16 protein-coding genes and 1 CRISPR repeat array are annotated in these 18,688 nt (G+C 67.9%); of the genes, 9 read left to right on the top strand and 7 right to left on the bottom strand.

The annotated features are described in order from the left end of the window. The gene (locus ACIBF5_RS06445) at positions 1-858 is read left to right on the top strand and encodes a hypothetical protein (protein ID WP_396808692.1); all 858 of its coding nucleotides are present in this window, start codon (positions 1-3) and stop codon (positions 856-858) included. A gap of 88 nt (positions 859-946) precedes the next feature. On the opposite strand, the gene ACIBF5_RS06440 is transcribed toward ACIBF5_RS06445, so the two are convergent. Beyond that, the gene (locus ACIBF5_RS06440; protein WP_396808690.1) at positions 947-1,888 is read right to left on the bottom strand and encodes a hypothetical protein; all 942 of its coding nucleotides are present in this window, start codon (positions 1,886-1,888) and stop codon (positions 947-949) included. Further along, positions 1,885-2,403 (bottom strand): SigE family RNA polymerase sigma factor, encoded by a 519-nt coding sequence (locus ACIBF5_RS06435; protein ID WP_396808688.1) that lies wholly within the window; start codon positions 2,401-2,403, stop codon positions 1,885-1,887. The genes ACIBF5_RS06440 and ACIBF5_RS06435 overlap by 4 nt, the downstream gene beginning before the upstream one ends. A gap of 1,248 nt (positions 2,404-3,651) precedes the next feature. Between ACIBF5_RS06435 and cas7u the strand changes: the two genes are divergently transcribed. From cas7u to ACIBF5_RS06415, 4 genes are read left to right on the top strand one after another with little or no spacing between them, the layout of a single operon-like run. Further along, the gene (cas7u, locus tag ACIBF5_RS06430; RefSeq protein ID WP_396808686.1) at positions 3,652-4,833 is read left to right on the top strand and encodes a type I-U CRISPR-associated RAMP protein Csb1/Cas7u; all 1,182 of its coding nucleotides are present in this window, start codon (positions 3,652-3,654) and stop codon (positions 4,831-4,833) included. Between the two features lie 3 nt (positions 4,834-4,836). Then, positions 4,837-6,279 carry a type I-U CRISPR-associated protein Csb2 gene (gene csb2 / locus ACIBF5_RS06425; protein WP_396808684.1) on the top strand — a complete coding sequence of 481 codons (1,443 nt, stop codon included), beginning with the start codon at positions 4,837-4,839 and terminating at the stop codon, positions 6,277-6,279. Then, the gene (gene cas3u, locus ACIBF5_RS06420; RefSeq protein WP_396808682.1) at positions 6,266-9,367 is read left to right on the top strand and encodes a type I-U CRISPR-associated helicase/endonuclease Cas3; all 3,102 of its coding nucleotides are present in this window, start codon (positions 6,266-6,268) and stop codon (positions 9,365-9,367) included. Before csb2 ends, cas3u begins: the two co-directional genes overlap by 14 nt. Continuing rightward, the gene (locus tag ACIBF5_RS06415; protein ID WP_396808680.1) at positions 9,361-10,335 is read left to right on the top strand and encodes a hypothetical protein; all 975 of its coding nucleotides are present in this window, start codon (positions 9,361-9,363) and stop codon (positions 10,333-10,335) included. Before cas3u ends, ACIBF5_RS06415 begins: the two co-directional genes overlap by 7 nt. 213 nt (positions 10,336-10,548) lie before the next feature. Then, positions 10,549-12,376: a CRISPR direct-repeat array (repeat unit 34 nt; unit sequence ACGGCGGTCATCCGTGACCGCCCCTCATTGCGAC). A gap of 28 nt (positions 12,377-12,404) precedes the next feature. Here the strand turns inward: ACIBF5_RS06415 and ACIBF5_RS06410 are convergent. The 4 genes from ACIBF5_RS06410 to ACIBF5_RS06395 all read right to left on the bottom strand — a co-directional run bounded on the left by ACIBF5_RS06410 (position 12,405) and on the right by ACIBF5_RS06395 (position 14,139). Further along, complete coding sequence (locus tag ACIBF5_RS06410; RefSeq protein WP_396808678.1) at positions 12,405-12,845, bottom strand: hypothetical protein; 441 nt, start codon at positions 12,843-12,845, stop codon at positions 12,405-12,407. Then, positions 12,793-13,452, bottom strand: coding sequence for a hypothetical protein (locus ACIBF5_RS06405; protein ID WP_396808676.1), 660 nt, complete (start codon positions 13,450-13,452; stop codon positions 12,793-12,795). Before ACIBF5_RS06405 ends, ACIBF5_RS06410 begins: the two co-directional genes overlap by 53 nt. After that, positions 13,449-13,709 carry a hypothetical protein gene (locus ACIBF5_RS06400; protein WP_396808674.1) on the bottom strand — a complete coding sequence of 87 codons (261 nt, stop codon included), beginning with the start codon at positions 13,707-13,709 and terminating at the stop codon, positions 13,449-13,451. Before ACIBF5_RS06400 ends, ACIBF5_RS06405 begins: the two co-directional genes overlap by 4 nt. Before the next feature lie 199 nt (positions 13,710-13,908). After that, positions 13,909-14,139 (bottom strand): winged helix-turn-helix domain-containing protein, encoded by a 231-nt coding sequence (locus ACIBF5_RS06395; RefSeq protein ID WP_396808672.1) that lies wholly within the window; start codon positions 14,137-14,139, stop codon positions 13,909-13,911. Between the two features lie 232 nt (positions 14,140-14,371). On the opposite strand from ACIBF5_RS06395, the gene ACIBF5_RS06390 reads away from it, so the two are divergent. The 3 genes from ACIBF5_RS06390 (at position 14,372) to ACIBF5_RS06380 (ending at position 16,832) form a co-directional block, all read left to right on the top strand. Beyond that, positions 14,372-14,722 (top strand): DivIVA domain-containing protein, encoded by a 351-nt coding sequence (locus ACIBF5_RS06390; RefSeq protein ID WP_396808670.1) that lies wholly within the window; start codon positions 14,372-14,374, stop codon positions 14,720-14,722. Continuing rightward, positions 14,719-14,976 carry a hypothetical protein gene (locus ACIBF5_RS06385; RefSeq protein ID WP_396808668.1) on the top strand — a complete coding sequence of 86 codons (258 nt, stop codon included), beginning with the start codon at positions 14,719-14,721 and terminating at the stop codon, positions 14,974-14,976. Before ACIBF5_RS06390 ends, ACIBF5_RS06385 begins: the two co-directional genes overlap by 4 nt. Positions 14,977-15,377: 401 nt before the next feature. Beyond that, complete coding sequence (locus ACIBF5_RS06380) at positions 15,378-16,832, top strand: alkaline phosphatase PhoX (RefSeq protein WP_396808666.1); 1,455 nt, start codon at positions 15,378-15,380, stop codon at positions 16,830-16,832. 80 nt (positions 16,833-16,912) lie between these two features. Here the strand turns inward: ACIBF5_RS06380 and ACIBF5_RS06375 are convergent, their stop codons facing one another. Next, positions 16,913-17,218 (bottom strand): hypothetical protein, encoded by a 306-nt coding sequence (locus ACIBF5_RS06375; protein WP_396808664.1) that lies wholly within the window; start codon positions 17,216-17,218, stop codon positions 16,913-16,915. A gap of 253 nt (positions 17,219-17,471) precedes the next feature. On the opposite strand from ACIBF5_RS06375, the gene ACIBF5_RS06370 reads away from it, so the two are divergent. Beyond that, positions 17,472-18,680 carry a substrate-binding domain-containing protein gene (locus tag ACIBF5_RS06370; RefSeq protein ID WP_396808662.1) on the top strand — a complete coding sequence of 403 codons (1,209 nt, stop codon included), beginning with the start codon at positions 17,472-17,474 and terminating at the stop codon, positions 18,678-18,680. Positions 18,681-18,688 lie beyond the last annotated feature (8 nt).

The following is an 18,688-nucleotide window of genomic DNA, read 5'->3' as shown; positions in this document are numbered from 1 at the left end:
ATGACGCTTTCGTACCGCGGTAGCTGGCTGCTGACCGTCCTGCGCAAGGTCTCCGACTGGCCGCAGCGGATTGTGATCGAGGGCTCGACCAACCTCGTCATCGTTGCCCAACCGGGCATGTCGCAGTTGATCGTCGGCGACGAATGGCAGCTCCGTATTGAGCACCACGTCTCCGGGGCATGGCGCCCGAACGCCTCCCTGATCCAGGGGACGACCACCGAGCGGGGTGGTCAGAGCTGCCACCGGGTGATGACCAAGGACCACTTCTGGCAGGACGACGCCACACCGAACGACCTGGTGGTGGAGCTGCGCAGCGTGGGTGCGGGCGTGACTGCGGTCGGGCATCTCGCGGTCGATCGTGACCTGCGGCCGTACGACGGCGGCCTACGCGGTACGACGCCGTACTTCCTCGGGGTCGACATCCGCAACACCGGGCACCGCCCGCTCGGCTACGACGCCACGCTCGACATCACCGCGTACGGGCGACACACACTCGCCGAGTACGGCGTGCACGTGATCGACGACTGGACCGACCGGGACCTGCGTACGGTTGGCCAGGAGATCTACGGGACGGCCGTGAGTCTCCCACCGATCCGGGCCGGAGAGCAGACCACCGCCTACTTCCGGGTCGACGCCAGCCGGTCGATCCAGGGACACCCGGAGGTGGAGTTCGCCCTGTCGAGCGCCGACGACGACGGTTATTCGTCTGCCGCACGCGTCGTGTCGCACCCGATCGTGATCGGGGACGCCGCGCAGCCGACGTTGGGACCGACGCAGACGCGGACAGCGGTGGTGCAGCCAGTAGCGACAGTGACGGCGGACGCGACGATGGCGGTGCGGCCGTACCAACAGTGGTGACCTGCGGTCGACCGGGCCAGGCGCTGCCACACAGGCATGACGAAACCCCGGACCGCGAACCGCGGTCCGGGGCCTCAACGGGCTGTGACTAGTCGTCCAGGCCGCATTCCTTGCCCTTGATGGGCAGCGGCGTGCAGGGCAGCTTCTTGTAGTCGGCCGGTGCGGCGCCCTCGACCTTGGCGAGGTTTTCCGGCGTACGCGGCAGCCACTCGAAGTTGGTCTGGTCGGACGCCTTCGGGCCGGCGGAGGTCTTCCGAACCGGCAGGTAGGTGTCGGCGTCGACCCAGATGTCCGTGGTCGCGCCCGGCACCGGAATCCATCGCAGGTGCACGGTCGCCTTGCCGTTCAGCGACTCCTCACCGACGAGCGTGAGCGTGCCGCTGGCGAGCGCGTCCTGGAGTTCCTGGGGGTCGATCAGCGGCCCGACGCTCTTCTTGCCGGTCGGCTTCTCGACCCGCTCGCCGTTCGGTCCCGTGGTGACGGTCATCTCGACCCCGATCGGCATCTCCGCCATCTGCTCGTCCCACCACTTCCTTCTCTGGTGGTCGATGACGATCGCGTCGTTACCGTTTCCCGTCTTGATGACGGTGTGCTTGCTGTTGCTCGCGAGGTCGGTCTCGTCGGTGCGCTCGCGCCCGGTCTTGGCGTCGACCCAGCTCTCGTTGGTCATCGTGGCCTTGCCCTTGCCGTCTGCGAAGTCGGATCGGGTGTGGCGGACGAAGTCCGAAAGGTTGCCGAGAGCGGTGGTGGTGCGTTCGCTGACGAGGTTGACGGTGAGCGTCTCGGGGGCGGCGTCACCACCGCCGGTGTTCGGGGTCGATCCGGTGCCCGGGGAGAGGCTCAGCGACGCGGCCAGGGCCACGGCGGCGACCACCGGCACGGCGCCGGCGATGCGAAGGCCCCAGGTACGGCGGTTGTTGCGACGGTGCAGGGTCTCGGTGAGGCCCGATGGTGCGCTCATTGAGTGCGTCTCCTCGTGTAGCCGGTTGCTCAGCAGTTGACCTAGCTGTTCGTCGTCGAGAGCCGTCATTGGAAAACCCTCATCTCGTTGGTTTCGTGAAAGTCCCCGAGCAGTTCGCGAAGTCGCGACAGAGCACGGGAGGTGTACGACTTGACCGTTCCGGTGGAGCAGCCGACCAGTTCGGCTGTCTGTTCGACGGAGAGGTCCTCGAAGTAGCGGAGCACGATCACCTGTCGTTGCCGGATCGGCAGCTTCGCCACCGCGTCGGTGACCATCCGCCGGTCTCCGATCCCGTCCAATGCGGGATCGGTGGAGCGGAACGCGTTCGTGTCCTCCGGCATGGCCGTTTCGCGTGGGCGGCGTAGCAGCCCTCTGATCCGGTCCCGGGACAGGTTGATCAGGACATGCCGGACGTACGACTCGGGTGCGTCGCGGGCCTTGGGCCAGCGGCGCATCGTACGGAGCAGGGCGGTCTGCAGCAGGTCCTCGGCGTGCCCGCGGTCCCCGGTGAGCAGGTACGCGAGGCGCAGGAGCGCTGCCGACCTCTGCTCGACGAACGTGTCGAAGCTCGGATCAACTCTCACGCAGCTAAGAACTCCACCCGTTCGGGAAGGGTTGCCACGTACGACCGGTCGTCACAGTGACTGTCACCGGGGCTGAACACGTTCCACACGTGGCCTTCACATCTGCCCCCCGAACCTCTCCGAACAGGGGATTTCTGGGCTTCTCGGGTTACGGGGCAGTGCCTGCCTGATGACGGCTGCGATGCCTCAAGGTTCGGGATCTTGGAAGCCTGCCGTCGTGAGAACGACGATGTGATTCCAGGATCCCGAATCATCGGCCCCGAACTCGTAAGCCTGGTCGAGATGAGGAGAGGTTGGTCAGTGTGCGAGGCCGTGGCTCCCGCCGGGCCGTGGGACACCGTCAATGCTTGCGTCGACGGTTCTGTTTGTTCTATTGCTGCCGCTGCCGAGGTCGTTGTCTCTGACCATCGCAGCGGAACTCATTAACTTTCAGCGCCCCGGTGGCTTCGTTTGAGGACCACGTGTGTTCTTCGGGTGAGGGGCGGCAGTGTGACACTGCCGGCATCGGCATCGTCGTGAGGTCGGAACCCGGGCGGTGCTCTCCCGAATCGCGGCGAGGTGGTCGACGAAAGCGGCGAGGGCTTCACGGCGGTAACGGCCCGCTGACGATGCCGAGGTGCGGTAGCGCTGGGCCACAGTTCGATCGGTTAGCCCGCCCAGGAGGGCGGCAAGCCCGATTTCCATCCGACGCTTCGGTGACATGTGACGGCGATTCACGCTATGTGACCTCCTGGCTCCAGGTTAGACTCGGCGACCATACGCTGATTCTTAAAGTGGTCGCAAGGGGGACTGAGGTGCGCAGCTACCTACCCAATACGCGAACCAAATTTAGTGATCAACATCTAGATTGATCCTCCGGTGGGGACCGATCGGTGAATCTCGAACGGTCCCCACCGGATCACTCGGGATCGGCGGGAGGTGTTGCCATCGTTGGATGGCTCTGCCCGTGTTGACAACGGAGACCGACCACGAGTGGTCGGTTGGTGAGCACGTCAGTTGCGCTGCTGCCTACCCACTACGCGTCTCAATGAGGGCCGACCCTCGGGTGTGGGAACTCGGTGAACGATGATCCAGTTGCGTGCTTCTGGGCTGGATGCAGGTATCAGCTTACTTCACGCCCATGGTGGGGTGAATCTTGAAATGCCGAGGTCGACTCAGGTTCGAGATGGTGGAAATTTTCCCCTCAGATATTTTCTGTCGTACCTCTCCGGTAGACCCTCTCGATGTTGCCCGAACCCAGGAGTGATCATGGCAAAGTTGGTTGATCGTCTTATTGCTGCGGTCGATGACGATCGTCGAGATGCGGGAATCGCGTTCAACGCGGTATATCAACCCGTTGGCGGCCCCGGCGGAAAGATCATGCCCCCGACCTTTCCGATGTCCGAGGCGGAAATCAGGGCCGCGCAACGCGAAGGGCGTCTGCCCCGGCCGTACCTCTTCGAACAGCGTCTGGTCGACGGCGAGCGGCGGGACACCGTTGTCATCGACCAGGTGCCGTCGCAGGCCAACCGGGTCGAGGAGGCGCTGCTCGTCGCACGGGACGGTGGCCGGTTCGACCTGCCACTGTTCGAACTGGTCATGAAGGAGGAGGGCGTACGCCTCACCTCACTCGACTTCCCGCACCGTTACGCGGACGCGTACCTGCGGGACAGTGAGGTCGACGGGGTCCGGTTCGACCGCAGCGAGATCGGGCGGGAGCTGCGCTCGGCGACCGCAGGTGACGTACGACCGCTCTACCGGCGGGAGCCGTACTCCCTGCTCTTCGGGGCGTGGGACTCGCACCGCAAGGGACGCTGGCCGAAGTTCGCCCGCATCTACTCCTCCACGATGTTCGGCGTCGAATACCTCCAGGGGGACCGGCGGGCCGGGCGCCTCGACCCCACCAACCTGACCGGCGCCATCGACGACAAGGGCAAGGCCGAGGGCGACTGGCGTTTCCTGCCGGAGGGCACCAAGGCCAAGGGCGGCAAACTCAGCGAGATCGGCCACGGCCACATAGCGCCGAACCCGTCCCACGGCGGGGTGACCGTCGGGGAGGTACGCCGCCAGGGCTGGATTTCGCTCGCCGGGCTGGAACGGCTCCGGTTCGGAGACGCGACCGTGGAGGCGGCGACCCTGGCCAGGGCGACGCTGGCGGCGTTGGCACTCGTCGGAGACCGGCTGACCTTCGGCCGGCCGTCGCTCTGGCTGCGCTCCGGCTGCGACCTGACCAGGATCTCCGAGACGGTCTACTTCGAACGCGACGGTGGCGAACGGGAGCCGATCGAGGTCAGCACCGCCGAGGTGATCGCCGCGTTCGTCGCACTGCGGGACCGCGCGTCCGCAGCCGGCGTGGTGATGGACTCGAACGTGGTGCCGATCGCCCCGACCCCGCAGTTGGCCGACGCGATCCGGTTCGCGCTCACGTCGGCCGTCGGCGACGGGGAGTAGCAGGTGGCGCTGAGCATCACCGTACGGCTGCGTGACGGCCGCTACGACGCGGCGGATCTGGCGGCGCAGATGGAGTGGCCTCCCCACCCGGCCCGGCTCTTCTGCGCGCTGCTCGCCTCCGCGGAGAACGAGGTCGACGCGCCCGGGTACGACGCCGACGACGCTGCCCTGCGCTGGTTGGAGCAGGCCGGTCCACCACTGGTGCTGGCGGTCCCGACCCATCAGGTCGCCACCTCCGTGCGGAGCGGATTCGTGGTCACCAACGTGACCAAGCGATCGGCCGGAAGCACCCGCTGGCCGGGCCGGACCAACGGGCAGAGCAGTCGCTCCGGTGGCCTCCCCACCGACGACCAGGTCGCCTTCGTCTGGCCGGACGCGAACGCCGACGACGGGGTGTTGTGGCGGCTGAGTCGACTCGCCCGGCGGGTGCCGTACTTCGGCCGGTCGACGTCCTCGGCCGAGGTGGACGTACGCGACGAGGTGATCGAGTCCCGGCCGTCGTGGGTGACGTACCAGCCGACCAGGCTCGGCGACCCGGACGCGCTCGCGCTGCGGGTGCCGTACCCGGGTTACACCGATCAGCTCCGGGCGGCGTACGCGCAGGGGGAGCGGGCCTGGCAGATGTCCCGGGCCGTCGACTACGTCCTGGATGACGGTGGGCTGGCGGCGAGCGGCAGGGCCGCGTCGAGGGTCGCGGACGGGCCTTACCAGGAGATGCTGGTCTGGCCGGCGGAACAGGGACGGGTGCCGATCCAGGGTGACCGCCTGCTCACCGTCACCGACATCCTGCGCCGGGCGGTGCTCGACCGGGTCGCGGACCCGGTGCCGCCGCAGGTGAGCGGGCACGGCGCCGACGGCAGCGCGCACGTCGGCTACCTGCCGCTGCTCGACGTCGGGCATCAGCACGCCGACGGGCACCTGCTCGGGGTGGCGGTGGCGCTCCCCGGAGACCTGCCGGAAGAGGATCGGATCGCGGTGCTGCGCGGACTCCTCGGTGAGGAGGGCGAGGACCCGATCCGGGTGCTCCGCGCCGGCACCGAGGGCGTGTTCCGGCTCGGTGACCCGGCCGAGCCGCCGAAGACCTGGGGGCTGCGGCCTGACCGGTGGATGGGGCAGCCGGCGGGGGCCCGACGCTGGGTCTCGGTGACACCGATGATGTTGGACCGCTATCCCGGGCGCAAGGATCCGGCCGAGGTGCTGGCCGACGGTTTTGTCACCGCCGGCTACCCCCGGCCGGAGTCGGTCACCGTGCTGGAAGCCCCACTGGTACGCGGCGCGGTGCGGCTGCCCCGACGCGGCACGGTGCCCGAGGGGCGACCTCGACGGCCGTTCGTGCACTGCCGGGTCGAGTTCCCCACCCGGGTACGCGGACCGGTCATCGCCGGGGCGTTGCGTTACCTCGGCTGCGGCCTTTTCGTGCCGGAGGTGCCCGATGCCCGCCACTGACCCGATGCCCGCCACTGACCCGGTGCCCGCCGCTGACCAGCGCAACAAGCCCAAGCTCAGCATCGACATGTTCGACAGGTTCGTCGACGCGGTGCACGGCGATCCGGCCCCCGCTGACGGCCAGCCCATCAAGAGGCGTGACGCGTTCCCGTGGCAGCGGGCGTTGCTGCGCCGGATTGTCGAGGAGGAACGCTGGCCGGACGTGATCGACGTACCGACCGGGTTGGGCAAGACCTCGGTGCTCGACGTGGCGGTGTTCGTCGCGGCACTCCGGCCGGACCTGGCGAAACGCCGTACCTTCTTCGTGGTCGACCGGCGGCTCGTGGTGGACGAGGCGCACGCGCACGCGAAGCGGCTCCGGGACGCGTTGCAGACGCCGACCGCCGAGGTCTGCACCCTGGTCGCCGACGCCCTACGCGGTGACGCCGATCGGGAGGAGGACGTGCTCACCGTCGCCCGGATGCGGGGCGGTGTCACCTGGGACCGGATCTGGTTGGAACGCCCCGACCGGCACGCGATCGTCACCGGCACCATCGACCAGGTTGGCAGCCGCCTGCTGTTCCGTGGCTACGGAGTCAGCGAGTACGGCCGCAGCATCGACGCCGCCCTGGTCGGCACCGACAGCCTCATCGTCGTGGACGAGGCGCACCTCGCGAACGCGTTCCGGACCACCGTCACCGCAGCGCTGGACCTCGACCGGTGGCCACTGGAACTCGGCGAACGGCCATCCAGGGTGAAGCCAGCCCTGGTCACCATGTCCGCCACCACCTCGAAGGACGGCACAGACGGGCCCGGCCGCGAGATCACCGTGCACGGCATCACCGACGCCGACAGGGACGACGTCGAGGCCAGCCGTCGGCTCCGGGCCAGGAAACGGCTGCGGCTGCTTGAGGTTCCGACGACGAAGAAGAAGGCGAACGACGACGTACCCCGGGCCCTGGCCGACCTGGCGTTGCACCTGGCGCCGGAGGGCGTGGTCGGGGTGGTGGTCAACACCGTGTCCCGAGCCCGTGCGGTCTTCGAACTGCTCGACGGCAGGGCCGAGGCGATCCTGCTCACCGGGCGCAGCCGCCCGATCGACCGGGAACTCCTGCTCGCCAGCCACTACCAGCGGATCAAGGTTGGCCGGGACTACCGGGACCGGCGACCGTTCGTCGTGGTCGCCACCCAGACGATCGAGGTCGGCGCCAACATCGACCTGGACGCGCTGGTCACCGAGTCGGCGTCGTTGTCGGCCCTGGTGCAGCGACTCGGCCGGCTCAACCGGCTCGGGCTGCGTGAGGTGCCCGCACCGGCCTGGGTCGTGCACGACAAGAGCGTCGACACCGAGGACCACGTCTACGGCGAGGCCCGCCTCGCCACCTGGCAGTGGCTCGCCGGGCAGGCTCCGGTCGCCACCGTCAAGCACCTTGAGGCGGCCGACAACGGCCTGGACGCCTCACCCGCCGCGCTGCGTGACCTGGCTGCCGCCGCACCAGCGGAAACGAACCGGACCCGACCGGAGCTGGTGCCGTTCCTGTTCCCGGCAACCCTGGACACCTGGACGCGTACGTCACCGGTCCCGCACCCGGACCCGCCGATCGCGCCGTACCTGCATGGGGTCGTCGAGGAGGTGCCACCGGTCAGCATCGTCTGGCGCACTAGTCTGCCGTTCGACAAGCCCGACCGGTGGTCCACTGTGGTCGGCTTCGTGCAGCCGTCGACCGAGGAGACGATCGACGTCCCGGTGCGTGAGGTGCGCCGTTGGCTGCTGGAGGAGGGCGACGCCGAAACGGTGGCCGACATCGACATCCCGGAGCCAGCCGAGAACGACGAGTCGGGCACGGCGCAGCCCCAGCCGCCGACACGGCAACGGGCACCACGTGCACGCGACGAGCGGGGCAACCCTCGGGTGCTGCGTTACTCAGCTCGGGGCGAGACCGAGGTGATCACCGCGCAGGAGGTCCGGGCCGGCAACACCATCGTCGTACCGGTCGAATACGGCGGCTGCGACCGCTTCGGCTGGCACCCGGCGAGCGACGCCCCGGTGGTCGACGTCGCCGACCTGGCCGGTCGGCGGCGCGGCCCGATCCTGCGGGTCGGCCCCCACCTGCGGCAACTCGCCGCCTATGTCGCCGTGCCGACGCCGGCCGCCGACTCCGACGCCGGCCTCAACAAGCTGCTCGCCTTCGCCGCCGCCGACCCGGACGCGGAGAAGCCCCACGGGTACGCGCCGCGACTGAAAGCGGTCGAAGCGGTCCTGTACGCCGCCAGCCCGTTGGCCGAGGTGTTGCGTGCACTGCTCCACCTCGACCCGTCGGGCGAGCCAATCACACCGGGCAGACCTGCCCAGCTCACGGTCACCTCGACCCGCCAACTCGACGGCTCCACCGGCCGCTCCTGGGCGGCGGAGTTCCCGGTCGTGATCTCCGTCGACCGTCACCGCCAGGCCAACGACGACTCCGAAACAGGCAGCTCCAGCACCGCCTATCCGGGGAAGCGGATCGGTCTCGTGCCGCACCAGGAGGCGGTGGCCGCCCGCGCGGCAGAGATAGCGCAGCGCCTTCGGCTCAGTCTCCGACTGACGGAGAGCGTCAGGGTTGCCGCGCTCTGGCACGACGAAGGCAAACGCGACATCCGGTTTCAGACCATGTTGCGCGGTGGTCGACGTGCGGCGGCCGAACTGGCGAGGGAACCGCTGGCCAAGTCAGGCATCGACCCGACAAACCGGGCGGAGGCCCGTCGTGTGCAGGAGGTCGCCAAGTACCCGCACGGGATGCGGCACGAAGCGCTCTCGGCCCGGATCGCCGCACTGCGTCTCGCCGAACACCCGGCGGAGGTGGACCCGGCACTGGTGCTGCACCTGGTTGCCAGCCACCACGGCCGCGACCGTGGGCTGCTGCCTCCGATCGTGGACCCCGATCCGGTGAAGGTGACGGTGCCCGGCCTGCCGGTCCTCACCACCGAAGAGACGGTCGAATGGCAGTCACCGACCCGGTTCGAGGGGCTCAACAACGCGTACGGCCGCTGGGGGTTGGCGCTGCTGGAGAGCATCGTCCGCCTCGCCGACGTCTGGTGCTCCGCGCGGGACGAGGAGGGCACGTGTTGACGTACACGGTGGAGCTGCCGGCGCTCGACGGCCGGGACGCGCTCGGCTTCCTCGCCGCCCTCGGCGTGGTGCGGCTGTTGCGCGACGAGGCGCGGATCGATGCGCGGTTGTCCTACGACGAGACCACCGGCTGTGCGCTGCTGCACAGCCCGCTCGCCGCCGTCGAGGAGATCGTGGACGCCCTGGTGGGGGTGATCCGTGCGATCCCCGACGACGGTGTCATCCCCGGTGTGCCGGCGACCTTCCCGATCGCCAAGCAGGGCATGGAGCCGGACCCGATGCGGGTGCCGCGCGACCAGTTCCGCCGGTTCGTCACCGACCTGGTCAGCAAGCATCCCGAGCCGGCGCTGAGCCGCTGGCTCTCGGTGCTCGTCACCGACCTCGCCGTCGACGCCAAGGGACGGGTGGCACTCACCCCGCTCACCGCACCAGCCGGGCAGCAGAGCCTGCGTTCGATGTTCAGCAAACCCCTCGAAGAGGTACGCCGGGATCCGCCGACGTTGATCCGGGAAGCGTTGACCCGGTGGCGGCGGGTCGACGGTTACACCGGCGAATATCTCGACCATCGGGTGCTGCGCAGTGCCGCCGACCACCCGAGTGGGGTGTCGGTGGAGGCTGGGGTGCCGGGGGCGACATGGTTAGCCATCATGGCGCTACCGCTGTTGCGGTTGAGCGGCAACGGGACGGCGGTGCAGGCGACGCTCTGGCACACCGTCCCCGGTCGGCGGCAACCGGTGATGACCTGGCCGCTGTGGCGGCAGCCGCTCGACCCGGCTGGGATCACGACGCTGTTGGAACATCCCGACGTACGTCCGGGTCTGGTTGCCAAGGAGGTCACGGTGAGTCGGAGCAGTTGGCAGCCGCTCGATGTCTTCGCCGTTGCGGGGGCGGCCCGTCGCCCGATCGAGGGCCGCAAGTCAGCCGGCGTCCTCGCCCCGATCGCCATCCGCACCACCGACCGCCGCTAACCTCACCCCACCGAAGCTGCTCGGCCGTACGCGGGCGAACGGTTCTTTGACAATTCCATAGATTGGTCCGATTAGTCCCCACACCTAGGAACCCCAAGCTCGCACGATTTCCCGGGGAGGTTCCGAACCAAGATTTGCGGACAAGTCAGCTAAATCGGGCGCAGTTCGAGACGCATTAAGTCGAACAACATCTATATATGCAGGTCGCGAAGCCTCACGGCGGTCATCCGTGACCGCCCCTCATTGCGACCCACACCCCCGGGTCGAGCCAAGGCAGGTCAGCCATGGCCTCACGGCGGTCATCCGTGACCGCCCCTCATTGCGACCCAAATGCACATCGATCAACTTCGGGTGTCCGACCACCACTCACGGCGGTCATCCGTGACCGCCCCTCATTGCGACCGTTCAGCGGTCAGCGTCGATCCGGATGTCTGGAACCTACTCACGGCGGTCATCCGTGACCGCCCCTCATTGCGACGACAGGGTCGACGACTCCAGCGGGTCGTCCCGCTCCTCTCACGGCGGTCATCCGTGACCGCCCCTCATTGCGACGCGATGGTCGAACCGGGTATCGAGTGGGTGGACCGGTGGCTCACGGCGGTCATCCGTGACCGCCCCTCATTGCGACGCGGAGCTGGCTGTCACCAAGCCACGCAAGGGGCTGCTCTCACGGCGGTCATCCGTGACCGCCCCTCATTGCGACGGGGCACCTGGTGGATGCGAGCGCGCCTGTGGGCCGCCCTCACGGCGGTCATCCGTGACCGCCCCTCATTGCGACGCCGGCACCATGGTCGGACTCGGGCAGTGGGTCGCCCTGCTCACGGCGGTCATCCGTGACCGCCCCTCATTGCGACGCCCGGTGGCGGACCCTGGCAACCCGCGACGCTCTCACCTCGGTCATCCGTGACCGCCCCTCATTGCGACATGAGTCCCGCTCAGTCCCGCTTCAACCCACTCGATCCTCACGGCGGTCATCCGTGACCGCCCCTCATTGCGACGCTGACAGCCCAGCTCGCGCCGGTGGCCAAACACCCGCCTCACGGCGGTCATCCGTGACCGCCCCTCATTGCGACACCGATGACAACCGGAGTGCGTCGCGGTTCGCGCGCAACTCACGGCGGTCATCCGTGACCGCCCCTCATTGCGACTTCATCGCGGCGACGACCTGGTCGTCGTAGTCGGCCGCTCACGGCGGTCATCCGTGACCGCCCCTCATTGCGACCCCCTGCCGATCCGGGTGGGCGGTGACCTCGTGACCCCTCACGGCGGTCATCCGTGACCGCCCCTCATTGCGACACGATCAGCGGCATGGTGATCAGGAGCCTCAGGTAGGTCTCACGGCGGTCATCCGTGACCGCCCCTCATTGCGACTGCCAGTACGGACGGTTGCCGTCGTAGCCATCAGGGACCTCACGGCGGTCATCCGTGACCGCCCCTCATTGCGACGCGGCCTTGGTTGTCAGCTCGTCCGGGAGCGCCTCGGCCTCACGGCGGTCATCCGTGACCGCCCCTCATTGCGACCCGTCAGTGGGAACGTTCGCGGCCTTGGCGTACAGGTCTGACGGCGGTCATCCGTGACCGCCCCTCATTGCGACCTCTCGCGAGACGCCCGCAGGCAGGTGGCCGAGCGGCTCACGGCGGTCATCCGTGACCGCCCCTCATTGCGACGTCGTACGGGATCGGGACGGTACGCCGTCGAACGCCATCCTCACGGCGGTCATCCGTGACCGCCCTTCATTGCGACGTGGCGACAAGTTGCGTCGCCGGGCCGGTGATGGTCTCACGGCGGTCATCCGTGACCGCCCCTCATTGCGACTGGGCGGCGGTGACGTTGAGGAACAGGGTGTTGGCCCCCTAACGGCGGTCATCCGTGACCGCCTCTCATTGCGACACGACGACGAACAGGCCCAGGGCGAGCAGCACTCCGCCCCTAACGGCGGTCATCCGTGACCGCCCCTCATTGCGACTCCCAGAGGCCCAACAGGAAGACCGCGCCATCGCTGACTCACGGCGGTCATCCGTGACCGGCCCTCATTGCCAGCCTGACTGCTGAAGTAGTTCGGCGGGCGTTACGCCTCGTGGCTCCACTGCTCGGCGAGTACGTCGACCTCGGCCAAGAACCCGGAGAGGTCGCTGTCTCCCAGAGGTTGAAGGAGGTGCCAGAGAAGAAGCATCTCCGACTCGATGATCAGGTTTGGCTCGACCGATTCCAGGGCGCTGGTGTCACCGGTGACGGCAGATGTAAGCAACTGTTCCGCGACGACCGGGTCGAGGCCGAATCCGGTGCCGGTCATCTGCGTCCGTGCGTCGGCAACCAGTTGGATGACGCTGGTGGTAGTCGTTGAGGTCGCGAACTTGCGACGGGTGGCGAGGAAGAAGGCGGCGCCGACAACCAGCCCGAGTTCGTCCCAGCCTTCTTCGTCAAGTTGCTCGCAGCGCTGGTGGTACGCCTCCGGGTCACCCTTGATCAGTTCCCGGATCAGGTCGAGGTAGTTGCTCCGGTCGCTCACGTTCTCGTTCCTTCCGTCTTCTCCGCATACTCGCGGCGTTCAGCGCCGCAGCGACGACTGCGGCTCCCGTAATGACCAGAGCCTGTGCCGCGTCCCCGGAGACCACTGCGGAGGCTGCCTGTGAGGGTGGTTCCGGTCGAGTCAGCGTCTGGGCGGTGCCCTGCGGTCGTGAGGCGTTTAAGAAATCGGTCAGCTTCTTCGCCGTTTCGCCTGCTGACTCAGCATTCTGCACGACCCGCTTGGCAAATCGACGGAAGTTGGTTGCGGCCTGGTCGCCCTGCTGTATGAGCTGCTCATCCGAGGGCATGCTCTCGGATGAGGACGACTGTTTCGGCGCCGAGCCTGGCGCGATGACGTTGACGTAGTTGCTCAGGTGTTTGGCAGCCGTCGCCAGCAACCGGGCGACCTTCGCCGACTTCTCAGCGGCGGTCGTGGCCTCGCTGATGGCGCTCTGGATCTCGTGATGGTCCGCGCCGGTGGCCGCTTGAGTGAGGGAGGTTTTCGCATCTGCCACCTCGGCCTCGGCGCGACTGGCGGAGATTGTGATCTGGTCGAGGCGTTCGATGACGGCCCGGAGTTGTCCTACGACATCACCCACGCTGCTCATCCAAGCGCCGCCAGGTAGCTACCTGCGCTCTCGCCGCTGGCGTTGAGGCGGCGGATCGTCAGCTCGGTCTCGTGGATTGCCTGTTTGAGGCTGCACATCGCTTGTACAACCTCTTGATGTTCGCTGTTGTGGCAGGTGGCGCCCGCAGTGGTGGTTGCTTCTGCGGCGTCGGAGGCAACCTGTTCGATTAACTGACGTGCCCGGTCGATCGCCTCGCAGCCGTTCCGGTTGAGTGCCTTCACCTCTCCGACGTTCACGACGGCTCACCTTGGCCATGTCTCGAACCCGTGGGCGTGTCGGACCGATCGACCACTTGCCCTCCCTTGTCGCGTCTGCGAAGGCGGGACAGGTGCAGCATTCATCCATGAGGATCGCTGCAAGGCAAGGCTAGTGGAGATGCCGGAACCCCGCTGTCCTCAAGCGGTCAGCGGGGTTCCGGACGAGTGCTACCGCCAGCTACTTCGAGGAGTGGTCGGCGACGTACGTGCCTCGGCCTGGTTGGCCGATGATGAGGTCGCGGTCGTGGAGCAGCGACAGGGCGCGGTGGACCGTACCCGGGCTGACGTTGTACTGGTCAGCGAGTTGTGAGGTGGAGGGCAGCTTGTCGCCGGGCGCAAGCTCGCCACTCTTGATCTTCGCGGTGATCTCGTTCGCGATCAGGCGAAATGGTGCTTCTGCGGTTGGCATAGAGGTGTCTCCGGTCGGTTCGGCACCTCCGATCTTGCCCTAGTTACTACAGATACTGCAATAGGTTCGAGCACCCCGACGGGGTAGACCTACTCGATAGGGTCGGGTAGGTTGTTCGCAGCTCCTCCCGGTCGGTTCGGCAAATCGTCGGGAGGTAGGTGGCGGCCCGGTCTGGACTTCCCCGTGTGCTCGGGCCGGGTCGCCTTCCAACCCCGCGAAAGGTGGTCAACACGTGCGCAGACTGCTGGGATTCCTCACCTCGTGGCGGCGACCGGAGGCGACTCCGGCCGGTCCGGCCGCTCGGCCGGTCGCCGCGAGCCGACATCGGTCCGGAAACCAGGCGAGCGGCTACTACCGGGCGGCGACGTACCCGCCGTTGAGCGAGGGGCAGGTGCGTGACCGGCAGTTTCCGACCAGCCGGCGCGGCCTCGACCCGGAGGAGGTGCGAACCTTCCTACACCGGGTCGCCAACGAACTGAACGCCCTGCACGGCGAGCTTGACCGCACCCAGAACGAGAACGTACGGATCAAGAACCAACTGCGCGCCTGGCAGTCGCAGTTCGCCCCGAGGGCACGCGTGTGACCAGCGCGAACGGGCACCTCGGCCGCTACGTCATCCATCTTCCCGTCACCGCCGTCGACCTGCCCGGTGCGCTCGCGCTCGCCCGGGTGCTGACCCGGTCGGTGGGCTGGCTGACGCAGATCGACTCGACCGGAGTCGAACTCTCCGAAGAGGACAACCAGAACGTACGTCACCAGCTTTTCTGTGACCGTCGGGTCGAGAACACGCCCCGGCGCTGTGGGCGGGCGACCGGACATGACGGCGGTTGCGCATGAACGCCATACCCACCGTGCTCACCTGCGTCTGCTGCGACGGCCTGACGTTCCGGCTCGCCGAGTGTGCCTGCCGGGTCAGCACCGGTTACCAGCGTGGTGGGGAACCGCCACCGCCCGCCTACCTCGGTGCGGTTATCCCGAGCCCGCACCGGTGGACCAGCCGATGGATCCGGAACCGTCGTTGCGTCGGCTCGCCCGAAACCATCCGGGTGAGCCGATCACCATCCGGATGTAGCTGGCCGCCCTGCCTGCGCAGGGGTACGCCGCCGGGGCGATGCGTGAGTGCCCCTGGTTCTTTACTCCGATGTCACCAATCGATCCCATAGGTGACGCGTCGGTGTCTGTCCATGGGAGTTGGCTGGCAGATCGTCGCACTTGTTTTTCGACAGGAGCTGATCTACGTGCCTTCCTCTCGTCGTACCTTCCTCACCGGCGGTGCCGCCGCCGGTGTGGGTCTTGCCGTCGCCGGCGGCTTGCCGTCCCTGGCCCAGGCCCACCCAGGCCAGCCCCATTCGCCGGTCAAGGGCGGCCACGTGCCGTTCCCGCCGCTCGTCGACGACCCCGACGGCATCCTGGCCCTGCCCAAGGGCTTCAGCTACACCGTGGTCACCCGGACCGGCGTCACCCGCCTCGACCGTGGCCAGGGTGTGACCCCCGCCGACCATGACGGCATGGCGGTGTACGACGCCGGCCACGGCCGCTACAACCTGATCCAGAACCACGAGATCGACCCGGGCGCCGAGTTCGGCGTACCGCACGTCAAGGGCACTGTCTACGATCCCGGCGCGGTTGACGCCGGTGGGTGCACCGTGATCCGGACCGATCGCGCGGGTCGCAACCTGGGTGAGTTCGTCGCCCTCTCCGGCACGGTCAGCAACTGCGCGGGCGGACCCACCCCGTGGGGGACGTGGCTGACCTGCGAGGAGACCGAGGATCGGGCGGGGGACGACTGGGAGGAGGATGGCCGGTCAGGCGTCTTCCAGAAGGATCACGGGTACGTTTTCGAGGTCTGGGCCGACGGCAGCGCGGACCCGAAGCCAATCAAGTGCCTGGGCCGTTACTCCCACGAGGCCCTGGCGGTCGACAAGGACCGCACCAGGATCTACCTCTCCGAGGATGCCGACGAACCCAACGGCCTCTTCTACCGCTGGACCGCGCCGCGCGGCGTCAAGCTGGGCCAGGGTGTGCTCACGCGCCTCGCCCCGAACGCCGGTGTCCTCGCCGCGATGCAGATCATCATGGATGACGGCTCGGTGCTGCCGGACGTCGCCTACCTGACCTCCGCCCAGTTGGGTCGGCCCTTCCCCGTACGGTGGATCGAGGTGCCTGACCGCGACGCGCGGAAGAAGCCCGTACGCGAACAGTTCACCGATGGCCAGGTCACCCGTGGACGCAAGTTCGAGGGCGTGTGGGGCACCGACGAGGGCGTGTACGTGGTCAACTCCTACGCCTGGGACGACGGTGACCTGCCGGCGGACGCCGCCCCTCACGATGGCATGGTCTGGTTCTACAACTACAGTGCCGAGACCATCCAGCTCGTGACGTACTTCCCGCACCAGACCTCCTCCGAGGAGGGGACGCCGGCCAAGTACAACGACCTCACCTTCGACGGCCCGGACAACGTGACCGTCACCCCGTGGGGAAGTCTCGTGCTCGCCGAGGACGGCTCGGGCGCCTCCCACGTGCTCAGCACGATCCCGGGCGGCCCGACGTACGCGATCGCCCGCAACCAGCTCAACGACTCGGAGTTCTGCGGGCCGACGTTCACCGCCGACGGCAAGGTGCTCTTCGTCAACATGCAGGACCCTGGCCTCACCCTGGCCATCACCGGCCCGTGGGAGAAGTACCTGGGCTGACAGGGTCAGACCGACGTATGGGGGTCAGGCGATCCGCCTGACCCCCATCTTTGTCTCCGATGCCGCAGGGGTGGCGGTCGTCAGTGGCGTAGTGGAACCAGTGCCCGTAGTCCGAGACGGGGCGCGACCTCCCCCGCGAGCCAGGTCATACCGAAGTCCTCGGCCGCCAGTCCGGCACGGGCGACCTCGGACCAGTGGTCCCGGTCGAGCAGGGACAGGTAGCCGTCGCGGATCCGTTCCCGGTCGCCGGGTGGCCAGGCGAGTTTCTTCCCGGCCCGATCCAGGTAGTCGGCGAGCCGGGCGTTGACGAAATAGCGCTCGACCGTCTGCGCCAGCGGGCGGGCATGGTCGAGGTGCGCTTCGAGTACGACCCGAGCGGGCGGCATGGCACAGTGTCGGACGGCGTGGGGTGCGCGCTTCGCTGAGTTCGTACGCGGAAAGCGTGTGGCTACATGGTTTTCCATGTAAGAACTCGACGACTTATATGGCCGCGACCGTGAAGGGCCTCGCGCCGGCTGTCCGCCCAGGCCACCCAACCACTGTTACTTATGTGTTTCGCCCACATAGCCCGTGGGTGACGTCACTCCTAGCGTGAGCCGACAAACAAGTTTCCCACTACTCCCTCACGTGGAGCCATACATGACGGTCCGGACCACCCGGCGGGCGCTCGTCGCCGCCGCGAGTTTGATGGCCGTGGCGCTCGCCGCTGCGGCATGTGGCAGCCCGCAGGAGACCGCCACCGGTGGCGGCGACTCCAACACCACCCCGGTCAAGGTCGGCCTGGTCTACTCCCAGTCCGGAGCGCTCGCCAGCTACGGCAAGCAGTACAAGGAAGGCTTCGAGGCCGGCCTCAAGTACGCGACCAAGGGCACCAACAAGATCGGCAACCGGCCGGTCGAGGTGACCGAGGTCGACGACGCCGGTGACCCGGCAAAGGCGGTCTCGGCGGCCAAGGACCTGATCGGCAAGGGCGTCAAGATCCTGGCTGGCTCGACCGCCTCCGGTGTCGCCCTCCAGGTCGCCCCGATCGCCGCCCAGAACAAGACGCTCTTCATCTCCGGCCCGGCCGCCACCGACGCGGTCACCGGCGTCAACAAGTACACGTTCCGCTCCGGGCGGCAGTCGTACCAGGACGTCGTCACCGCCAAGTCGTTCATCGGCGACGCGACCGGCAAGAAGGTCGTCGTCTTCGCCCAGGACAGCGCGTTCGGCAAGAGCAACGAGGCTGCCGTACAAGCGGTGATCGGCGGCGCCGGAGCCACCGTGAGCAGTGTGCTCGCCCCGGCCAGCGCCACCGAGTTCACCCCGTTCGCCAGCCAGATCAACTCCGCCAAGCCCGACCTGCTCTTCGTCGCCTGGGCCGGCACCACCGCCCCGGCGATGTGGCAGACCCTCGACCAGCAGGGCGTACTCGCCTCCACCACGGTCGTCACCGGGCTCGACATCCGCGCCTCCTGGCCGACCTTCGGCGCCGCCGGCACCAAGATTTCGTTCCTGTCGCACTTCTTCGACGGCGCGGTCGACAACGACGCCACCAAGGCGCTCAAGGCCGCCGTCCCCGGCGGGGTCCTCGACCTCTTCCACCCGGACGGCTTCACCGCCGCCCAGATGGTGGTCCGGGCCGCGACCGAGGGCGGCGACGACGTCGACAAGATGGTCACCGCCCTCGAAGGGTGGAGCTTCGACGGGGTCAAGGGCAAGAACACCGTCCGCGCGGCCGACCACGCCCTGCTCCAGCCGATGTTCCAGGCCAAGCTGACCGGCACCGGTGACCAACTCAAGGCCGACCTTCAGAAGGCCCTGACCAGCGACGAGACGGCGCCGCCCGCGGTAGCCATGAAGGGCTGAGTGACGTA

The sequence above is a fragment of the Micromonospora sp. NPDC050417 genome (assembly GCF_044458865.1).
GTDB lineage: Bacteria > Actinomycetota > Actinomycetes > Mycobacteriales > Micromonosporaceae > Micromonospora_G.
This window is presented reverse-complemented; position numbering and strand designations above follow the sequence as displayed.